Annotated in this window: 16 protein-coding genes; 7 read left to right on the top strand and 9 right to left on the bottom strand. The window is 72.9% G+C overall.

Going from position 1 to position 19,185, the window contains the following annotated elements; genetic code table 11:
* Window positions 1–91: 91 nt before the first annotated feature.
* Window positions 92–532, top strand: a complete 441-nt coding sequence (locus ASC58_RS14335; RefSeq protein WP_056919762.1) for a DUF2231 domain-containing protein — start codon at window positions 92–94, stop codon at window positions 530–532.
* Between the two features lie 43 nt (window positions 533–575).
* Here ASC58_RS14335 and ASC58_RS14330 read toward each other — a convergent pair whose 3' ends face one another.
* The 6 genes from ASC58_RS14330 to galU are packed head-to-tail and all read right to left on the bottom strand — an operon-like array spanning window position 576 to window position 5,509.
* Complete coding sequence (locus ASC58_RS14330; protein WP_157598518.1) at window positions 576–1,658, bottom strand: hypothetical protein; 1,083 nt, start codon at window positions 1,656–1,658, stop codon at window positions 576–578.
* Between the two features lie 10 nt (window positions 1,659–1,668).
* A complete protein-coding gene (locus ASC58_RS14325) occupies window positions 1,669–2,331 on the bottom strand; it encodes a GNAT family N-acetyltransferase (protein ID WP_056917413.1) in 663 nt (220 codons plus the stop codon).
* A gap of 19 nt (window positions 2,332–2,350) precedes the next feature.
* Complete coding sequence (locus tag ASC58_RS14320) at window positions 2,351–2,863, bottom strand: molybdenum cofactor biosynthesis protein B (RefSeq protein ID WP_056919760.1); 513 nt, start codon at window positions 2,861–2,863, stop codon at window positions 2,351–2,353.
* Window positions 2,860–3,375, bottom strand: coding sequence for a cyclic pyranopterin monophosphate synthase MoaC (gene moaC, locus ASC58_RS14315; protein WP_157581484.1), 516 nt, complete (start codon window positions 3,373–3,375; stop codon window positions 2,860–2,862). The genes ASC58_RS14320 and moaC overlap by 4 nt, the downstream gene beginning before the upstream one ends.
* Window positions 3,372–4,592 (bottom strand): gephyrin-like molybdotransferase Glp, encoded by a 1,221-nt coding sequence (gene glp, locus ASC58_RS14310; protein ID WP_056916516.1) that lies wholly within the window; start codon window positions 4,590–4,592, stop codon window positions 3,372–3,374. The genes moaC and glp overlap by 4 nt, the downstream gene beginning before the upstream one ends.
* Window positions 4,589–5,509, bottom strand: coding sequence for a UTP--glucose-1-phosphate uridylyltransferase GalU (galU, locus tag ASC58_RS14305; RefSeq protein ID WP_056916515.1), 921 nt, complete (start codon window positions 5,507–5,509; stop codon window positions 4,589–4,591). The genes glp and galU overlap by 4 nt, the downstream gene beginning before the upstream one ends.
* Before the next feature lie 64 nt (window positions 5,510–5,573).
* Here galU and ASC58_RS14300 point away from each other — a divergent pair, with 64 nt between their 5' ends.
* Window positions 5,574–6,227, top strand: a complete 654-nt coding sequence (locus tag ASC58_RS14300; protein WP_200947834.1) for a 5-formyltetrahydrofolate cyclo-ligase — start codon at window positions 5,574–5,576, stop codon at window positions 6,225–6,227.
* Here ASC58_RS14300 and ASC58_RS14295 read toward each other — a convergent pair.
* The gene (locus ASC58_RS14295; protein ID WP_056919759.1) at window positions 6,224–8,911 is read right to left on the bottom strand and encodes a penicillin acylase family protein; all 2,688 of its coding nucleotides are present in this window, start codon (window positions 8,909–8,911) and stop codon (window positions 6,224–6,226) included. The two genes, ASC58_RS14300 and ASC58_RS14295, sit on opposite strands and share 4 nt — an antisense overlap.
* A gap of 47 nt (window positions 8,912–8,958) precedes the next feature.
* Between ASC58_RS14295 and ASC58_RS14290 the strand changes: the two genes are divergently transcribed.
* The 5 genes from ASC58_RS14290 to mscL all read left to right on the top strand — a co-directional run bounded on the left by ASC58_RS14290 (window position 8,959) and on the right by mscL (window position 13,255).
* The gene (locus tag ASC58_RS14290; RefSeq protein ID WP_082553313.1) at window positions 8,959–10,629 is read left to right on the top strand and encodes a potassium/proton antiporter; all 1,671 of its coding nucleotides are present in this window, start codon (window positions 8,959–8,961) and stop codon (window positions 10,627–10,629) included.
* An 86-nt stretch (window positions 10,630–10,715) separates the two neighbouring features.
* Window positions 10,716–11,090 carry an FmdB family zinc ribbon protein gene (locus ASC58_RS14285; protein WP_056919758.1) on the top strand — a complete coding sequence of 125 codons (375 nt, stop codon included), beginning with the start codon at window positions 10,716–10,718 and terminating at the stop codon, window positions 11,088–11,090.
* Window positions 11,091–11,210: 120 nt separating this feature from the next.
* Window positions 11,211–12,047: an S-methyl-5'-thioadenosine phosphorylase gene (locus ASC58_RS14280; protein ID WP_056919757.1), complete on the top strand. Its 837-nt coding sequence runs from the start codon at window positions 11,211–11,213 to the stop codon at window positions 12,045–12,047.
* Between the two features lie 10 nt (window positions 12,048–12,057).
* Window positions 12,058–12,750, top strand: coding sequence for an SAF domain-containing protein (locus ASC58_RS14275; RefSeq protein ID WP_056919756.1), 693 nt, complete (start codon window positions 12,058–12,060; stop codon window positions 12,748–12,750).
* Window positions 12,751–12,889: 139 nt separating this feature from the next.
* A complete protein-coding gene (mscL, locus tag ASC58_RS14270; protein WP_056916510.1) occupies window positions 12,890–13,255 on the top strand; it encodes a large conductance mechanosensitive channel protein MscL in 366 nt (121 codons plus the stop codon).
* A gap of 151 nt (window positions 13,256–13,406) precedes the next feature.
* Here the strand turns inward: mscL and ASC58_RS14265 are convergent, their stop codons facing one another.
* Both ASC58_RS14265 and ASC58_RS14260 read right to left on the bottom strand, forming a co-directional pair.
* Window positions 13,407–17,792 (bottom strand): AAA domain-containing protein, encoded by a 4,386-nt coding sequence (locus ASC58_RS14265; protein ID WP_056919755.1) that lies wholly within the window; start codon window positions 17,790–17,792, stop codon window positions 13,407–13,409.
* Between the two features lie 9 nt (window positions 17,793–17,801).
* On the bottom strand, window positions 17,802–19,130 hold the full coding sequence (locus ASC58_RS14260; RefSeq protein WP_235529242.1) for an MFS transporter: 1,329 nt from the start codon (window positions 19,128–19,130) through the stop codon (window positions 17,802–17,804).
* Between the last annotated feature and the right edge of the window lie 55 nt (window positions 19,131–19,185).

Genomic DNA, 19,185 nt, shown 5'->3' with positions numbered 1-19,185 from the left:
GACGAAATGCCCGGCCCCGGGGTTCACCTCGGCCGCAAGCTCGTCGGGACCGGCCCGTGAACAACTGCGCAGCCCATCTCGTCTATCCGGCATGGAGATCAACGGCCTGCCCGCCCATGCCCTGCTCGTCCACCTCGTCGTCGTCCTGCTCCCCCTCACGGCCGTGGCGGCCATGGCCGTGAGCGTCTGGCCTGCGGCGCAGCGCAAGCTGACCTTCCTCGTCCCGCTGGGGGCGGTGGTCGGCCTCGTCGCCGTCCCCGTGACCACACGGGCCGGGAACGACCTGGCCACCAAGCTGGGCAACCCGGCGTTCATCGACCACCACCGGTCGTTGGGCTCGATGGTGCTGCCGTGGGCGGCGGCCCTCGCCGTGACGACCGTGGCGCAGTGGCTGGTGCTGCGGCGCGAGCAGCCCGACCGCAGGATGCGGCTGGGCTTGGCGGTCCTGGTCCTCGCGAGCGCGGTGGGCACCGCGGTGATCGTGGCGCTCGCGGGCGATGCCGGCGCCCAGGCGGTGTGGGGCAAGCGCTAGCCGGCAGCCGGCGACCCTCGGGTCTCGGGTCGTGCCGAGCGGGTCAGGCGCCGGCGACGCGGCGGACCGGCTCCTGCTCGTAGCGCGCGAACTCGGTGTCGGCGTCACCGACGAGGTCCGCGGAGGTGGGAGCCGGGCGGGTCGCACGGGACTTCATCGTGTAGGTCGGGCGCGGGACGGGCACCGGGTCCCAGGTCAGGGGGATGTCGTCCTCGTCGACGAGGGGCATCCGCGGCGCCGCGGCTGCCGGAGCGGCGGCGCCTCGGGCGGCAGGACTTCGCGTCGCCACCGCGGCGGGTGCGGCGAGACCGCGCTCGACCTCCTGCACGTCGTAGAGCTCGTCACGCACGGGCGCGGCGACCGACTCGGCGACCGGCTCGGCCTCCTCGGAGGCGTGCTCTGCGTCGGGGCCGGCGGCGCGGGCGGTGGGTGCCGCGTGCTCACGGGGAGCGGGGCGCCCCGAACGCTGCAGGCCCTGGTCCCGGCGGTGTGCCGAGGACTCGCTGCGCTGCGACCGGAGCTCCGCGGAGGGGCGACGCGCGTCGCGGCGAGCAGCCTGCTCGGTGGCGACGGCCTGGCGGAGCCAGACGACCGCGCCGGCGGCGGCGGCCAGCGGCACGAGGATGCCGAACCACGGGACGACCCCGAGGGCTGCGAGCGGCACGGAGAGGACGAACCCTGCGAGGGCGGCGAGCAGGGTCAGCCCGCGAACCGCACGCGCCGGTCGGACGACCGGCGCCGCCTCGACGTCCCAACCCTGACCCTCGTCGTCGGTGTCGACCGAGGCGTCCCAGCCACCGGAGCGGCGGGGCGAGTCGGGGACCGCGTCCGCGACGGGCGTGACCGCACCGGAGGGGGTCATCGTGAAGGTCGTGGTCTCGGCGCGCTTGACGAGCACCTGGGCGCGCACCGCGCGCGCCGGGCTCACGGCATACGAGGGACGAGCCGGGGTCGAGAGGTCCGTGGCGGGGAGCGGGGAGCGGCGCTCGAGGACCCGCATGGTCTCGGAGAACTGGTCGACCGACTGGGCGGTGGCGAGGTGCTCGCGGCGACGGACCCAGTACTGCACGAAGTAGGCAGCCCAGACGGCGATGATGACGAGGAAGATGAGACTGCTGGGCTGCACGAACACGACGTTAGGTGCCGTGCGCGGGACCCTCGGGGACGTGGGGCGGTGTGTCGCCAATGTGACTGGTGTGATTGGTGTGCAATCGCTCCACGAGCGTCGCCCCACCGAGGTCCTCGCGCGTCAGCGCGAACGTTCGGTGGTCGCGCCACTGACCGTCGATGTGCAGGTATGCCGCCCGCCGGCCCTCGTCGCGAAAGCCCAGCTTGCGCACGACGGCAAGGCTGTTGGTGTTCTCGGGGCGGATGTTGACCTCGATGCGGTGCAGGCCCATCGGGCCGAGCGCGTGGTCGCCGGCGAGGGCCAGGGCCATCGGCACGATGCCCCGACCTGCCACCCGCCGGTCGATCCAGTAGCCCGCCGAGGTCGACAGCAACGAGCCCCACGAGATGCCGAACAGCACCAGCTGGCCCACGACCTGCCCCTCGGTGCGGATCGTGAACGGCATCATCCGCCCGGCCCGACCCTCGCGGTTGTAGTGCCGCACCAGGCCGCTGAAGGACACCGGGCGGGGGTCGTCCTCGGGGGCGGTGGCCTCCCACGGGCCGAGCCACTCGCGGTTGACCGAGCGCACGCGCACCCAGTCCTTGCGGTCACGCCGGCGCAGCGGGTCGAGCAGCAGCTCCTGACCAGCCGTCGTGCGGCCAGCGAGCTGGACCGGCCACGGAGCCATCAGGCGCGCCACGTCGACATCAGTGGTCGCCGCCCCGGATCTGCGAGAGCGCGTGCCGCAGCACGGGCTCGAGCACGGCGAGGCCGTCCTTGACCCCGCCCGAGGACCCGGGGAGGTTGACCACGAGGGTCGATCCGGCGATGCCGGCGAGTCCGCGCGAGAGCATGGCCGTCGGCACCCCGGCTCGGACCCCGGCCGCGCGGATCGCCTCGGCGATGCCGCTGACCTCGCGGTCGAGCAGGGGCCGGGTGGCCTCCGGGGTGCCGTCGGTCGGCGAGAGCCCGGTGCCTCCGGTGGTGATGACGAGGTCCGGCTCCGCGGCCAGGACCGCCTCGAGCGCCTCGCGCACCGCCGGCCCGTCCGGGACGACCGTCGGGTCGCCGACCTCGAAGCCCCACTCGCGCAGGGCCGCCACGATCAGGGGTCCGCCCCGGTCCGGGTAGACACCCCCGGCCGCCCGGGTGGAACAGGTGACGACGAACGCCCGTGGCGCCTCCGGCACCCCCTCGGTCGCCTGCGTCGGGTCGCTCACGTCGTCTCCTCCACCCAGTCGCCGGACCGACCGCCGGACTTGGCGGTGACCCGGACGTCGGTGATGCGGGCGTGCTTGTCGACCGCCTTGACCATGTCGATGAGTGCCAGGGCGGCAACGGCGACAGCGGTGAGCGCCTCCATCTCGATGCCGGTCCGGTCGGCCGTGCGGACCGTGGCCCGGACGTCGACCCCGTCGTCGGCGACGTCGAGGTCGACGGCCACGCCGTGCACGGCGATCGGATGCGCCAGGGGGATCAGCTCCGGAGTGCGCTTGACCGCCTGGATGCCGGCGATCCGGGCCACCGCGAGCGCGTCACCCTTGGGGACGTTGCCGTCACGGAGGGCGCCGATCGCCTTGGGGGACAACAGGACCCGACCGGCGGCACTGGCCTCCCGGGCGGTCACCGACTTGGCCGACACGTCGACCATGTGCGCGGAGCCGTCGGCGCGGACGTGGGTCAGCCGCGAACCGTCCGGCCCGTCCGGTTGGCCACCGGTGACTTGGCTCACTGGCCCTCCCGACCGAGCAGGGGAAGGCACTCGAGGGCGTCACCCTCGTCGACCTGGGTGACGTCGGGCGGGATGACCGCGAGCGCATCGGCGGCCGCGAGGGCGCCGAGCATGTGCGACCCCTGACCACCGGCGAGCCGGGCCCGGTCGTCGTCCAGGACGACCCGCATGAACTCCATCTTCCCGGGGATCGAGCTGAACGACTCTGCCGCCACCGCGGGCACGTACCCCGGGGGGAAGGACGGCTCGGGGCGACCGGCCATGGCGCGCAGCGCGGGGGCCACGAACACGTGGAACGACACGAGCGCGCTGACCGGGTTGCCCGGCAGGGTGAAGACCGGGACCTGCTCGTCCCCCAGCACCCCGAAGCCCTGCGGCATGCCCGGACGCATGGCGACCTTGTCGAACTGCACCGTGCCGACGCGCGAGAGCACCTCTTTGACCGTGTCGAAGGCCCCCATCGAGACCCCGCCGGTGGTGATGATGGCGTCGGCGCGGACGAGCTGGCCCTCGAGGGTGGCCATCAGGGTGCGGGCGTCGTCGGCAACCCCGCCGACGCGGTAGGGCGTGGCACCGACGGAGGTGACGGCAGCGGTGAGCATGACCGAGTTGGAGTCGACGATCTGGCCGAAGGCCGGCTTCTCCCCCACCTCGACGAGCTCGTCACCGGTGGAGATGACGACGACGCGGGGTCGCGGGACGACCCGCACCCGGGCGACCCCTGCGGCGGCGAGCAGGGCGATCTGCCCGGGGCCGAGCAGGGTGCCGCGCCGGAGCACGACGGTCCCCTCCTCGACGTCCTCGCCGACCTCCCGCACGTGTTGGCCGACCACGGACGCGGCCCGGATGCTGACGCGGACCACCCCGCCGTCGGTGTTCTCGACGGCCACGACGGCGTCGGCCCCCCGGGGCATCGGTGCGCCGGTCATGATCCGCATCGTCTGGCCCTGGGCCAGGGAGAGCGCGTTGGTGTTGCCGGCCGCGATGTCGTTGACCACGGGCAGCACGACCGGGTGCTCCTCGGAGGCGGACGCCACGTCCGCGGCGTGCACGGCATACCCGTCCATCGCGGAGTTGGTGAAGCCGGGCAGCGACCCGCGCGCAGTCACGTCCTCGGCGAGGACGCAGCCCTGCGCATCGAGCACGCCCTGCTCGAACGGCCTGATGACCTTGACGGTCTCGAGGATCCGGGTGAGGTGCTGCTCGACGGAGATCACTGGGAGGCGGCCTTCGCGTCCCGGCGCTCGGCGGCGAACTCGTCCAGCCAGCCGCCGAAGTCGGCACCCAGCTCGTTGTGGTCCAGGCCGAGCCGCACGACGGCCTTGAGGTAGTCGAGCCGGTCGCCGGTGTCGTAGCGGCGGCCGCGGAAGACGACACCGTGCACCCCGCCGCCGGGCTCGGAGGAGCCGGCCAGGGTCTGCAGGGCGTCGGTCAGCTGGATCTCACCGCCGCGTCCGGGCGGCGTCTGCTCGAGCACGCCGAACACGGACGGGTCGAGGATGTAGCGACCGATGACGGCGAAGTTGCTCGGCGCCTCGGACGGGTCGGGCTTCTCCACCAGTCCCGTGATGCGCACGACATCACCGTCGACCTCGTCGACCGCGGCGCAGCCGTACAGGTGGACGGACTCCGGCGGCACCTCGAGCAGCGCGATGACGCTGCCGCCCTTCTCCTCGCGGACGCGCAGCATCTCCTCGAGCAGGTGGTCGCGGGCGTCGATGAGGTCGTCGCCGAGCAGCACGGCGAACGGGTTGTCGCCCACGTGCTCCTTCGCGACGTGCACCGCGTGGCCGAGCCCCTTGGGCTGGCCCTGGCGCACGAAGTGCACCTTCATCGCCGCCGACTCGCGCACCCGCTCGAGGCGGAACGTGTCGCCCTTGGCCTCGAGCGCCTGCTCGAGCTCCCACTGGTGGTCGAAGTGGTCCTCGAGGGCGTTCTTGTTGCGGCCCGTGATGATGAGGACGTCATCGAGCCCGGCGCGCACCGACTCCTCGACGACGTACTGGATCGCCGGCTTGTCGACGACCGGCAGCATCTCCTTGGGCGTCGCCTTGGTGGCGGGGAGGAAGCGGGTCCCGAGTCCAGCTGCGGGGATCACGGCCTTGGTCACAGGTCGGGCGGGCTGGCTGCTCATGCGTCCCACCCTATTCGGCCCCGGCCCTCGCGGCTCGACCACCGTGGCGGGCACCATGGAGCCTGTGCCCACCCCCAGTCCCGACCGTCCCCCCGAGCCGGACCCCCAGCCCACCAGCGGGTATGCCGCCGGGCCCGCTCCCGAGGACAAGGCGGCGGTCCGAGGGCGGCTGCGCCGGCTGAGGCGCGAGCAGGTGCCGGGCCGCGACCGGGCCGCCGACGGCGAGGCCATCGCCCTGGCCGCCCTCAGGGCGGCCCGTGAGGCCGGAGTGGGACGCGGTGACTGGGTCGCCGCCTACGAGTCGATGCCGACCGAACCCCCCACCGAGGCGCTGGTCGCGGCCTTCGTGGCCAGGGGGGTCCGCGTGCTGCTGCCCCTCACCCTCGCGGACTGGGACCTCGACTGGCGCGAGGCGGGCAGCGGGACGGCGCTGGGACTCGATGCGGTCGGCCGGGCGAAGGTGGTCTTCGTCCCGGCGCACGGCGTCGACGTCGACGGCACCCGGATCGGCCAGGGCAAGGGCTGCTACGACCGGGCGCTCCCGCGCACCGCGGCCACCCTCGTCGCCGTGGTCCACCCGTGGGAGCTGCTCGAGGACGACCTGCCCCGAGAGTCGCACGACCGGGCCGTCGACGCAGTGGTCACCGCGGAGGGAGGGCTCCGACGACTCCCGGCGCCGTCAGGGGACGCGTTCCCCGGCCCGGCCGGCTCCCGCTAGCTCGTCGTGCCGGGCACGAGCACGAGCTCGTCGCCGCCCGCGGCGTCGACTGCCTTGCGGCTGAACGGCCAGTCGTAGAGCTCGTTCTTGGCCCACGCCTCGGACTGGTCGTTGTAGTGGTCGGAGAACGCGTGGCCGCTGTTGCCGGTCTGGTTGACCCAGCGTGACCGGTCGAGGTCCGAGAAGTCGAGCACCATGCGCATCGAGGGGGCCCAGTCGACCTTGAACGCCTTGGAGCGGCTGGCGTCGTCGAGGCCCTGGCTGGCGTCCCAGCCGTTGGCGTTGACGATCGCGGAGCCACCGGGCAGCTCGATCGGGCCGCGGTTGAACAGGGCCCGCACCACGCCGGGGACGTCGTCGCCGCCGAGCACCTGGTGCTGCAGCGTCAGGGTGTGCAGCTCCCCCCACTGCCAGTCGGACGGGTCCTTGCCGAGCTCACGCGTCAGGTCGAGGCGGGCGTCGACGAGGGCCTTGCGCAGGATCTCGGACTGGCCCTCGGCCACCCCGGCGGTCCGCTTGTCGTCCCACCAGGCCGAGCGCGGCTTGGTCAGCAGCTGGGTCATCGCCTGCATCCACTGGTCGCCGCCGTCGGCCCGCAGGTCCTTGGGCAGCTCGTCGTCGAACGTCAGGTCGAGCAGGCTCGACCAGACCGCGTTGTAGTAGGCCGCGGCCGCGCCGGCGTCGCTCGCGCCCACCGGCATCGTGTAGTCCCACTTGCGCAAGAGGTCCTGGGCCTGCTTGGTGAAGTCGTCACCGCTCAGGTCCACCTTGAGCAGCGCCTTGACCAGCGTCGGGGCGAACTGGCTGCGCACGTCACCCTGGATCTGCGACATCGTGGCCGGGGTGACCTTGGTGTTCTTCTCCAGCAGGCTGCGGATGCGCTGGCTGCGGAAGCCGTAGTCCCACTCGGTGGTGAGGAACGGCGAGCCGCTCTCGGTGACCGCCTGGTTGGCCGCCACGATGAACCCCTCAGGCGGGTTGTAGGACCAGGGCATCTCGTCGAACGGGACCTTGCCCTTCCAGTCCCACGAGGAGACCCACCCCGGGCGGATCCAGAAGCCGGGGGCGCTCTCCATGTACCGGCTGCGGATCGGTATGGAGCCGGGAGCCTGGTAGCCGATGTTGCCGGCCGTGTCGGCGTACAGGAGGTTCTGCGCCGGGACGGCGAAGTCCTTGGCTGCCGCGCGGAACTCCTGGAAGTTCTGGGCGGTGTTGAGGCCGAAGATCGCATCGGCGGTCTGGTTGACCTCGATGCCGGTCCACTGCAGCGCGACCTCGTAGTCGCCGGGGCTCGTGCGGGAGTTGACCAGGGGGCTGTCCCCGGCCTCGGCGACCTTGTCGAGCGCGTCGGACAGCAGCGGGCCGTGCGCGGTGCTGCGGACCGTGATGGTCTGCTCCCCGCCGCCACCGATCTTGATCGTCTCGGTGCGCATGGTCAGCGGCTCCTGCTTGCCGTCGCGCAGGTAGGTGTTGCCGCGCACCTGCTCGAGGAAGAAGTCGCTGACGTCGGGCCCGAGGTTGGTGAAGCCCCAGCCGATCGACTGGTTGTGCCCGATGACGACGCCGGGCAGGCCGGCGAACGAGTAGCCGGCCACGTCGAACGGGCAGCTGCTGCTGACCGAGCGGCAGTGCAGGCCGACCTGGTACCAGATGCCGGGGATGCTGACGCCGAGGTGCGGGTCGTTGGCGAGCAGCGGCTTGCCGGTGCTGGTGCGCGACCCGCCGACCACCCACGAGTTGGAGCCGATCCCGTCGCCCCGCCCGACGGTGACCGGGACGGCGCGCAGGGCCCTGGACACCGCGGCATACGCCTGCTCCGCGGCGGGGCTGCGCTCGGCGGTGAGCTCGGGGTCGGTCGCCTTCGCGTCCTTGACCGCCTTGACCGCCTTGGCCGCCTTGCCCGTGGTGGCGGGGGCGGCGAAGGGCAGGGCGGAGTTGGCCGAACCGTTGGTGGCGTTCGACGTCGTCGGCGTCCAGTCCTGGGCGGAGAGGATCGGCTTGTTGGTGTCGTAGGGGTACGGCGGGTAGAGCTCGTTGATCTGGGCCAGGGACATCGTCCCCGCGAGGCGAGCCCGCATCAGCTCGTCGCTGTAGTCGCCGCGCAGGTCCCAGGCCATCGCCTTGAGCCAGGCGAGCGAGTCCGCCGGGGTCCAGTCCTCGACCCGGTAGTCGGGGACCTTCTGGCCCAGGACGACGTACTCGAGCGACATCTTCGAGGGGGTGCCCTGCTGGTGGATGTAGGCGTTGACCCCGTCGGAGTACGCCTGCAGGTAGCGGCGGGTCTCGGGCTTGAGCGTCGGCAGCTCGGCCTCGGCGACGCGCCGCCAGCCCAGCGTCCGGATCACCCGGTCGGTCTCGAGGCCGCCCTCACCGACCAGCTCGGAGAGCCGCCCGGAGGTGATGTGCCGGCGCAGGTCCATCTCGAAGAACCGGTCCTGGGCCTGCACGAACCCCTGCGCGCGGAACAGGTCGTCGGAGCTGTCGGCGTAGATCTGCGGGATGCCCTTGTCGTTGCGGACCACGTCGACCTTGCCCTGCAGACCGGGGACCTTCATCTCCCCCTCGGTGACGGGGAACGGACGCCTCACCCACGTGACCGCGAGAACCGCGACTATTCCGAGGACGACGACCAGGAGGGCCGCCACGGCGATGGCAATGCGGCGGGCAAGAATGGCGCGGGACACCCTGCGAGACTATCCGCACCACTGACAGGGAAAGGACGTGACGGGCCGTGCACGCAGGACTCCCCGCCCTTGCCCTCGAAGCGGGTTCGTCGGCCTTCACGCTGCACGACCTGACGCCCGCACTGCTCGTCGGATCGCTCGTCCTGCTGGTCTCCGTGGCCGCCGTCCGGCTGTCCGTGAGGTCCGGCCTGCCGTCGCTGCTCATCTACCTCGGCATCGGTCTGGCCATCGGCGAGGCCGGCTTCGGACGGATCCAGTTCGACTCCAACGAGCTCACGCAGGTGCTCGGCTACGCGGCCCTCATCCTCATCCTGTCCGAGGGCGGGTTGAGCACGCGGTGGGAGGGCATCCGCAGGTCCGTAGGCCCCGCGGCCGTGCTCTCGACCCTGGGCGTGGTGGTCTCGGTCGCCGTCGTGGCGGTCGCCGCGCGGTTCGTGCTGCACCTGGACTGGAACACCGCCCTGCTCGTCGGCGCCATCCTGTCCTCGACGGACGCCGCGGCCGTGTTCTCCGTGCTGCGCCGGGTGCCGCTCCCGCGCCGGATCACAGGGATGCTCGAGGCCGAGTCCGGCTTCAACGACGCCCCGGTCGTCATCCTCGTCACGGCGCTCGCCGCCCGCAGCGCCGACCCGGCCGACGCCGAGGGCTGGTTCACGCTGCTGTTCAAGGCGGTGGTCGAGCTCGGGGTCGGTGCCGCGATCGGGCTCGCCGTCGGGCGGGTCGGTGGACAGTTCATGCGCCGGGCCGCGTCGGGTTCGTCCGGCCTGTTCAGCATCGGGGTGGTCGCCCTCACCGTCCTCGCGTATGCCGCCGCGGCCACCGTGCACGCGAGCGGCTTCATCGCCTGCTACCTGGCCGCCCTCGTGCTGGGCAACCTGCGGCTGCCGCACGGCCCGGCGGTGCTCGGCCTCTCCACGGCGCTGGGTTGGCTCGCGCAGATCGGCCTGTTCGTGCTCCTCGGCCTGCTCGCCTCCCCCAGCAAGATGGGCTCGCAGGTCCTGCCGGCCATCGTCATCGGCCTCGTCCTCCTGCTGGTCGCCCGCCCCCTGTCCGTGATCGCCTCGGCCTCCTGGTTCCGGATCGGGTGGCGGGACCAGGTGTTCCTCTCCTGGGCCGGGCTGCGGGGCGCCGTCCCCGTCGTGCTCGCGACCGTCCCCCTCACGGTGGGGGCCAAGAACGTCGAGTGGATCTTCGAGCTGGTGTTCGTCCTCGTGGTCGTCTTCACCATCGTCCAGGCGCCGACCCTGCCGTGGGTGGCCCAACGCCTCGGCATCGTGGAGGACTACGCCACGCTCGACCTCGCTGTCGAGGCGACGCCCCTGGAGGAGCTGGGGGCGGAGATGCTGCAGGTCACCGTGGGCCCCGCGTCCAAGCTGCACGGCGTCGAGATCTTCGAGCTGCGCCTGCCCGAGGGCGCCAACGTCACGCTGGTCGTGCGCGGTGACAAGGGGTTCGTCCCCGAGGTCAACACCGTGGTCCGGCGAGGCGACCAGCTGCTCATCGTCGCGACCGCCGAGTCCCGCACCAGGGCCGAGAAGAGGGTCCGGGAGGTCAGCCAGAACGGCCGCCTCGCCGGGTGGGCCACCAGCGGTGGACGCCAGCTGCGCGGCCGGGGCGACGGGACCGCCGTGGTCCCGGCGGGGCAGGCCCTGTCGCCGGGAGACAGCGGTCGGGCCCTGGTCAGGCGCCTGGGCGAGCGCCTCGGCGGGAAGAAGTAGGGTCCGCTCGGCCTTATAGTTGGCAGTCGACCCACCACAGTGCCAGCCCTCACCGGACCGCTGGCCGCCACATCTTGGAGGAACCAGTGCCGACGTACTCCTACGCCTGCACCGAGTGCGACCACCGCTTCGACGCGGTGCAGTCGTTCAGTGACGACTCGCTCACCGTCTGCCCCGTGTGCGAGGGCCGCCTGCGCAAGGTCTTCAGCGCGGTGGGCGTCGTGTTCAAGGGCGGCGGGTTCTACCGCACCGACTCGCGCAGCGGCTCGTCCGCGTCGATGCCCGCGGGCAAGAGCGACTCGGGCTCGAACGGCTCCAGCGACTCGGGTTCGTCCAGCTCGTCCGGTTCCGACTCGGGGTCCTCGTCTGGGTCGTCCTCGTCGGGGTCGTCCTCGGGCAGTGCAGCCAAGGCCGGGGCCTCCTCGTCCTCGTCGAAGGCCGCGGACGGCTCGGCTGCCTGAGCACTCCCTACGTCTCCTCGACGCCCGCTCCTGTCCACAGGGGCGGGCGTCGTCGTCTCACGTCCACAGCAGCAGCTCGCCCGGATGTCGGCCCCGACCCCGCTGCGTAGGCTGGACGACATGACCCCAGAGCACCTGCGCGCGGACCTCGGCCTCATCGGCGGCTCCGGGTTCTACGAGTTCTTCGACCAGGCCGAGCGGGTCAGCGTGAGCACACCGTTCGGCGACCCGAGCGACGACCTCGTCATCGGTGAGGTGGACGGCCGGCGGGTGGCCTTCATCGCACGGCACGGTCAGGGACACCGCTTCCCGCCCCACCGCGTCAACTACCGGGCGAACCTCTGGGCCCTGCGATCGGTCGGCGTCCGCCAGGTCCTGGCACCGTGCGCGGTCGGTTCGCTGAAGCCCGAGCTCGGGCCGGGGACCGTGGTCGTCCCCGACCAGGTCGTCGACCGCACCTGGGGCCGCGCCCACACCGTCTACGACGCGGAGGGACCGGTCGTGCACGTCGGGTTCGCCGACCCCTACTGTCCGCGTGGGCGTGAGGTCGCGATCGCCGCCACCCGCGGGGCCGGCAAGGAGGTCGCCGACTCAGGCACCCTCGTGGTCATCAACGGTCCGCGCTTCTCCTCCAAGGCCGAGTCCGCCTGGCACCAGCAGGCCGGGTGGACCGTGGTCGGCATGACCGGGATGCCCGAGGCATCGGTCGCCCGCGAGCTGGCCATGTGCTTCACCACCATCGCGCTCGTCACGGACCACGACGCCGGAGTCGACGGCGGAGAGGCCGTCACCCACGAGGAGGTGCTGGCGGTGTTCGGCCGCAACGTCGACGGCCTCAAGGCCGTCCTGCGTTCGGCACTCGCGGCCATGCCTGCCGCTGAGGACGACGAGACCGCCACCTGCTCGTGCCGCCGCGCGCTCGACGGGATCACCCTCCCCTTCGCGCTCCCCGGCTGAGGATCGTCACGTGGAGACGGCCCGGGCAGGGCAGCTGGTCGACTGGCTGCGCGGTCCCGGACGTCGCCGTGAGTGGCGACGCCGGGTCGCGCGTCGTGGACTGGCGGCTGCATGCGCCGCGGCCGCGGTGCTCGGTGTCGTCGCCCTCGCGCAGTCACCGCGTGGCGGGGCACTCACACCGGTCGTCGTCGCGGCCCGACCGCTGGCGGTCGGCGAGGTGGCGACCCCCGACGCCCTGCGCGTGCTGCTCTTTCCGGCCGACCTCGTCCCGGACGGTGCGGCGTCCGAGGTGTCGCAGGTCATCGGCCGGCCCCTGACGGCGACGCTCAACCGCGGCGAGCCGGTCACCACCGACCGGGCCAGGCCGTCGAGCGTCCTGGCCGGGCAGCCGATCGACCTGCTCGCCTTCCACGTGATGATCGCCGACGCCCGGTCGGTGTCGATGGTGCGCCCCGGCGACCGCATCGACCTCGTCGGTCCGGGCGGCGTGGTGGCCCACAGCGCGCCGGTCCTGGCCGTCGACGCGGTGTTCACCACCGACTTCGGGGCGGTGCTCAACGGGCCGGGTTCCTCCAGCGGCGACAACCTGGAGGGTTCGGGGCTCACCGTGGCGGTCGACCAGCCGACCATCCTCGACCTGTCCGCCGCCCAACAGGACGTGCTGGGTCGCCCGCAGCTCGCGGTGATCCTCCGGTCGCGCTGAGCCCCACGACCCGGTGAGGGACGCAGCTCCGTCCGCGACACGGACATTTTCCGCAGATGGTCATGCGCAGACGCGCGCGGTTCGGATCGCTAGCGTGGAAGCCACTGCTCCACTCATCAAGGGAAAGGGTGCGGATCCCATGAAGGGTTTCAAAGACTTCGTCATGCGGGGCAACCTCGTCGAGCTTGCCGTCGCGTTCATCATCGGCGCGGCATTCGCGGCCGTGGTCACCTCGTTCACCAAGATCATCATCGAGCTCGTGGGCAAGGTGGGCGGCGCCAAGAACTTCGATGACTTCAAGCCCGGCGGCTTGGTCTCGGTCGGACCGTTCCTGACTGCTCTGTTCGCCTTCCTGCTCATGGCATTCGTCGTCTACTTCTTCGTCGTCAAGCCGTACGAGGCAGCGAAGGCCCGGTTCGCCCAGGCGCCGGAGGTCGACGACGCCCCGGACGAGAGCGTCATCCTGCTCCGCGAGATCCGCGACTCGCTCAACCGCGCCGTCTGAGCCCACCGGGCCAGGCGCGCGCCCGACGCGCCCCCTTCACACGCAAAACGCTGGTTGCACGGCATACCGCGGGTTGTTTCCCCGAGGGTTGCCCCGCAACCAGCGTTTTGCGTGTGACCGTCTGGTGTCGCCCGCCCGTGGCGGGCGTGGGTCAGTCGCGACCCCAGTGCGGGGGTCGCTGCTCGAACAGCCAGCGGTCGTGCGCCGAGAGGTTCGGCTGCTCGCCCCAGCCGGCGTCGGTGTCGTCCTTGGTCTGGTCCGGCGCCTTCGGCTGGGCCTCGGCCTTGGTGGACTCGGCGCCCTCGGCCGGCTCGGGCTCGGGGAGCTGCTCCCCCGACTGGGTGTTCGTGGGCTTCGCCGTGGCGCGGCGGCCACGGACCCGGCGCTTGCGGGCGCCGGTGTCGGGCTTGGGCGCGAAGTCGTCCGACGACCCGAGGCCCTCGAACGTCAGCTGGGCATCGCCGGTCGAGGCCTCCGCCACCGCGTCGCCGACGACCTCCTCGGACTCCGCGGGTGCCTCCGCCTCGACCGGAGCCGGGTCGACGGGAGCAGAGTCGGCGAGGGCCGTGTCGACGGGGGTCGCTGCGCCCGTCGCCGCCTCGGGCTCGACCGGCTCGGCGGCCGGGATCACGACAGGGTTCGCGACAGCGACCACGGGTGCGGCGGCCTTGGCCGCACGCTCGGCTGCCGTCCGGCGGGAGGCTGCCCGCTGGACCGCCGCGTGGACGCGTGACACGTCTCGGGCCGGGTCACGGAAGAGGTCCGTCGTCCACACGCGGACGTGCTCCCAACCCAAGCGGCCGAGCTGCTCGCCGCGCAGGCGGTCGCGGTCGCGGCTGCTGTGCATGGCGGCGTAGGCCGGGCCGTCGGTCTCCACCGCGACCAGCACCAGGCCGGGGCGGTCGGGGTCCTCGACCGCGAGGTCGACCGGGTGACCGGCGCCACCGAACGCCTCGTGCACCACCAGCCCCGACTCGCGCAGACGACGGGCGAACTCCGCCCGCACCAGCCCGCCCAGCGGAGCCGCGGCAGCCGCAGCCGTGAGGTCCGGGACCGGCTCGACGACCTCGTCCGTCGACGACGCGTCCGTCCCTGCGGCCTCCGTCACAGCCACCGGGGCGGCGACCGTGGACGCGGCGGACGAGGCGGCCGGACCCGGGAGGGTTCCGTCGGCGGCATACGAGAGGAAGTCGCGGAGCATGACCGCGCCACGCGCCTTGAGACGGGTCGGGTCGAGGTCCGACGCGAGCAGCGACGAGACGACGGTCATGCGGCGCCGGGCACGGGTGATGGCGACGTTGAGGCGGCGCTCGCCGCCCTCGAGGTTCAGCGGTCCGAACCGGTGCAGCACCCGACCGTGCGGGGTCTTGCCGTACCCCACGGACAGGATGATGGCGTCACGCTCGTCACCCTGGACGCGCTCGAGGTTCTTGACGAAGAAGCGTTCGCGACGGTCCTCGTCGAAGAAGTCGCCGACACCGTCGGCCTCGAGCAGGGCCTTGCGCAGCGCGTCGTCGAGGCGGGTGGCGTGCTTGATGCCGAGCGCGATGACGCCGAGCGACTCCTGCGGTCGGGTGCGGGCGTGCTCGAGGACCAGGGCCACGACCCGGTCGACCTCGGCCTCCGTCGACTCGATGGCCTCCTCGCCGGGCGCGACGACGCCGGAACCCTCGACCGACTCGAGGCGCACCACGGCGTCGGTGCCCGTGCCGGGGAAGGTCACGAGCGAGCCGTCGTACATCTCACGGTTGGCGAACGCGACGAGGCGCTCGTCGAGCGAGCGGTAGTGCCACGACAGGCGACGCGTCGGCAGGGCGGCGGTCAGCACGTCGAGCACCGACTCGAACCCCTCGGTCAGCGTCTCCGAGTCCGGCGCGAGGTCCTCGTCGACCGCTGAGGTGAAGAAGTTCGTCGGCGGGAGCTGGCGCTCGTCACCGGCGACGACGACCTGGTGGGCGCGGGAGATCGCAGAGACCGCCTGCGCGGGTGGGATCTGCGAGGCCTCGTCGAAGATGACCACGTCGAACCAGCGTCCCGGCGGCAGGATCGAGGCGACGACCAGCGGGCTCATCGCCCACGCGGGCTTGGCCGCGGTCAAGGTCTCCCCTGCCTTGGGCAGCAGCTCGCGCAGCGGCCGGTGGCGCCGCGACTTACCAGCCTCTGCCCTCACCAGCGCCTCCTGCTCGGGGTGGTCGGCGAGGACCTCGCGCAGCTTGCGGGCGGCTCCGGCGCGGACGCGGTCGGCGCTCGCGGCCAGGTGGGCGTGGTCGGCGGTGACGTACTCCGCCGCCACCCGCAGGAGCTGGGCCCCGTCGTGGGCCCCGTACCGCGAGTCGCGCACGATGAGGTCCTCGGACAGCGAGGTCCACCACACGAAGTCCAGCTCGGCCGACACGTCGTCGGGCTCGACGCCGCGGCGGGCGAGGTCGTCGACCAAGGGCCCCATGCCCGCGGCGCGCAGGGCGTCGAGGGCGCCGAGGACGCGCGGGACGACGGTGAGCCGCTCGGGGCGGGAGGCCAGGTCGGCCATCCGCTGCTGCAGCTCGGTCAGCGGGGTACCCATGAGGTCACCGCCGGCGGCGGTGGGGGCGAGCCGCTCGCCGAGCCAGCGCAGGTCCTGCGCGAGGGAGTCGTATGCCGCCTGCGCCCGGTCGAGCTCGAGCGGGATCTCGGGGCGGCCACCGGCGCCGGCCATGGCCTGCCACGACGTGCGCTGCTGCTGCGCGTCGACCAGGGCCGCGTGCAGGTCGGTGGGCGGCGGGCCGGGGCGCAGCAACGAACGGGCCTGACGCCTCAGGCGCCACCGGGACCACGCGCCGAGCTCGACGTCGTGCTCGGCGCGGTAGGACTTCGAGCCGGTCGCCGCCACGAGATCGCCCAGGGGGATGTCGAACACCTCGGGCCGGAACACCTCGAGGGTGTCGCGGACCTTCGACACCGAGTCGAGGACGACGCCCCAGTCGCCGACGCGTTCGGCGCGCGGCAGGCTGACCTCGGCGAACACCTCGGTCATGGTCTGCTCGACGTCCTGGAGCTGACCCTCGGCGAGGCGGCTGGTGATCTCGCGGGCGCGGACCGCCTCCTCGGAGGTCGGGATGCGGGCGCCGAACCACGGGTCGGACCCGTCCTCGGTCGACCAGGCGCCCAGCGATGCCGCCTCGGTGAGCTGGCGGCCGAGCTCCTGGACCCGGCGGCGGTCGAGATCGGCGAGCTGCTGGCCGCGGACCCGGACGCGCGAGGTCGGCGAGTGCCGGGCAGCGCCCAGGGTGGCGATGGCCTCCTGCGCCTGGTGGGCCGAGACGCCCCAGGGCTGACGCACCTCGTGCAGGGCCCTGGAGTGCTCGACGAGGATGGCGCGGCGGTCGACGAGGTCGCGTTCGATCTCGGCGGTGTCGGGCTCGGTGGTGCTGGTGCCGCGTTCGAGCGCCTTGCCGAACTCCTGCGCCAGCCGTCGCTTGTTGCTGGCGCCGTCGTAGGCGTCGAGCACGAGGTCGGACAGGCCCACGTTGTCCAGACGCCCCAGCACGGCGTCGATGGCGGCCCGCTTCTCGGCGACGAACAGCACCCGCTTGCCCTCCCCCGCCAGGCTGGCGATGAGGTTAGCGATGGTCTGTGACTTGCCCGTTCCGGGTGGGCCCTTGATGACGAGGTGCGCACCCGAACGGACCGCGTCGATGGCGGCCTGCTGCGTCGAGTCGGCGTCGAGGATGAGCAGCTCGTGCGACGGGTCCGCGTCCGCGGGGAACTCCGGCACCCGGGTGCGCACCGCGCGCAGCGCCCCCGGGTCACCCGCCAGGGCGGCGACGACATCGTGGTCGGCGAGGGAGCTCCCTTGCGCTGCAAGGTCGGCCACCATCGGGAGCTTGGCGTACGAGAAGGTGCCGACGACCAGCCGCGGGGTGATCGCGAAGTCGGGGACCGCGGCGCAGAGCTGCTTGAGCCGCTCGTACACGGGGTACGCGTCGAAGCTGCCGCTCGCGGTCGCAAGGTCCTCGAGGGCGTCGGTGTCGAGGTCGAGACCCTGCTCGGACCGCAGGTAGTGCTCGAGCACCGGGTTGAACTCCACGTCGCTGCCGAGGTCGAGGTCGAAGTCCTCGCGCGCGGCACCGGTCGGCTTGAGGACGCAGGAGCGCAGCAGGACCGGGGCCGCCGGGGGGCGCGAGGCCCCGCGGACGGTCCACGTCGCCATACCGATCGCGATGAAGCCCGCGGCGATGCCCCGCTCCTCGGAGAGCTCGAGGGTCTTGGACCGTATGGTGCGCGCGCGCCGCCGTGCCTCGTCCAGGGCCGCGGGCTCGCGGACCAGGTCGGACAGGCGGGTGGGCCGACCGGCGAGGAGCATGGCGAGGCCGCCCGGGTGGGCGGTGGTGAGGTCGAGGGTGCCCGTGGGGAGGTCGCGGTACCAGAGCAGGGTGTTGCGCCCGCCGAGGTCGACCAGGTGGCGCTGCCAGGTCTTCACGGCCGCGGCGACGCGTTCACCACGGGGGTCGGGGTCGGCAGCCGGGGCGGTGGGGGTCTCGTCGGTCGGCTGGTTCACCTGTGCAGGCTAACGAACCCTGCTGTCGGTCGGTTCGACGCCGGGCGGCGTGTGGGCGGCCGTCTCGACCAGGTGCCCCCGGGGTCCTCGGAGGAAGGCGGCAGCGAGCCCGATGGCGACGGCGACGACGGCCGCGCCGAGGCCGAGTGCGCCGTACCCGAGCTGGCCGACGACCACCCCGGCGAGCGCTCCTCCCCCACCGGCGGCGAGCCCCATCGCGAGGTCGGAGGCGCCCTGGGCCCCGGCCCGCTCGGCCACCGGCACCGCCCCTGCGATGAGGGTGGAGCCGCTGACGAGGGTGCACGACCAGCCCACGCCGAGCAGGAAGAGGCCGACGGCCAGGCCAGGCGACCAGCCGGTGGGTGCCTGGGCCGCGAGCAGGCAGGCCGCCAGCAGGACGACCGAGCCGACCCCCACGACGGGCCGGGCACCGAACCGGTCGACCGCCGTGCCGACGACCGGCGAGAGCGCGTACATGCCGAGGATGTGGATGCTGATGACCAGGCCGATGAGCCGCAGCGTCGAGCCGCCGTGGTGCATGTGCAGCGGTGTCATCACCATGACGCTGACCATCACCACGTGACCGAGCGCCACCGCCACCAGCCCCAACAGGGCCGCCGGACTGGCGAGCACGACGCGGGCACCGCGGACGACCGACCCGTGGGGGCGCTCCACGAGGTCGTGGGGTGCCGCGTCGTGCGCGCGACGCCGGGCGAGCAGGAGCGGGTCGGGGCGCAGCCGCACGGTGAGGAGCACCGCCGCGAGGGCGAACCCGACGAGCGAGAAGACGAACGCACCGGTCAGTGCGGGCAGGTGCAGGACATCGGCGACGCCGCCCGCGAGGCCGACGAGGTTCGGCCCGAGCACCGCGCCCACGGTCGTGGCCCAGACGACGATGCTGAGGTCGCGCCCGCGGTGGGCATCGTCCGCGAGGTCCGCCGCGGCATACCGGGCCTGGCTGTTGGCGGTGGTCGCCCCACCGAACAGCACGCTCGCCACGAGCAGGAGCGGGAAGCTGCGCACCACGCCGGCCACGATGAGCAGGACGGCACCGAGGATGCCGAGGACGTACCCCATGACCAGCCCGGGTCGGCGCCCGCTCCGTGCCATGAGGCGGGCCATCGGCACGGCGATGAGGGCGCCCCCGAGGACCTGGAAGGTGCCTCCCAGCCCGGCGAGCTCGGCCGAGCCGCTCACGTCCTCGGCCAGCAGCGAACCCACGGCCACCCCGCTGGCGACCCCGACCCCGCCGAGCATCTGCGACCCGACGAGGGTGCGGACGGTGCGGTGCTGGACCGCCACGCCGGACGTCGGGGCAGGTCGCGGGGCTGGTGGCACCAGGGCAGGCTAGCCGGTGGGCCACCCCTTGACGTCGTCCATCCACCCCCACATG

The sequence above is a fragment of the Phycicoccus sp. Root101 genome (assembly GCF_001426245.1).
Classification (GTDB): Bacteria; Actinomycetota; Actinomycetes; order Actinomycetales; family Dermatophilaceae; genus Pedococcus.
This window is presented reverse-complemented; position numbering and strand designations above follow the sequence as displayed.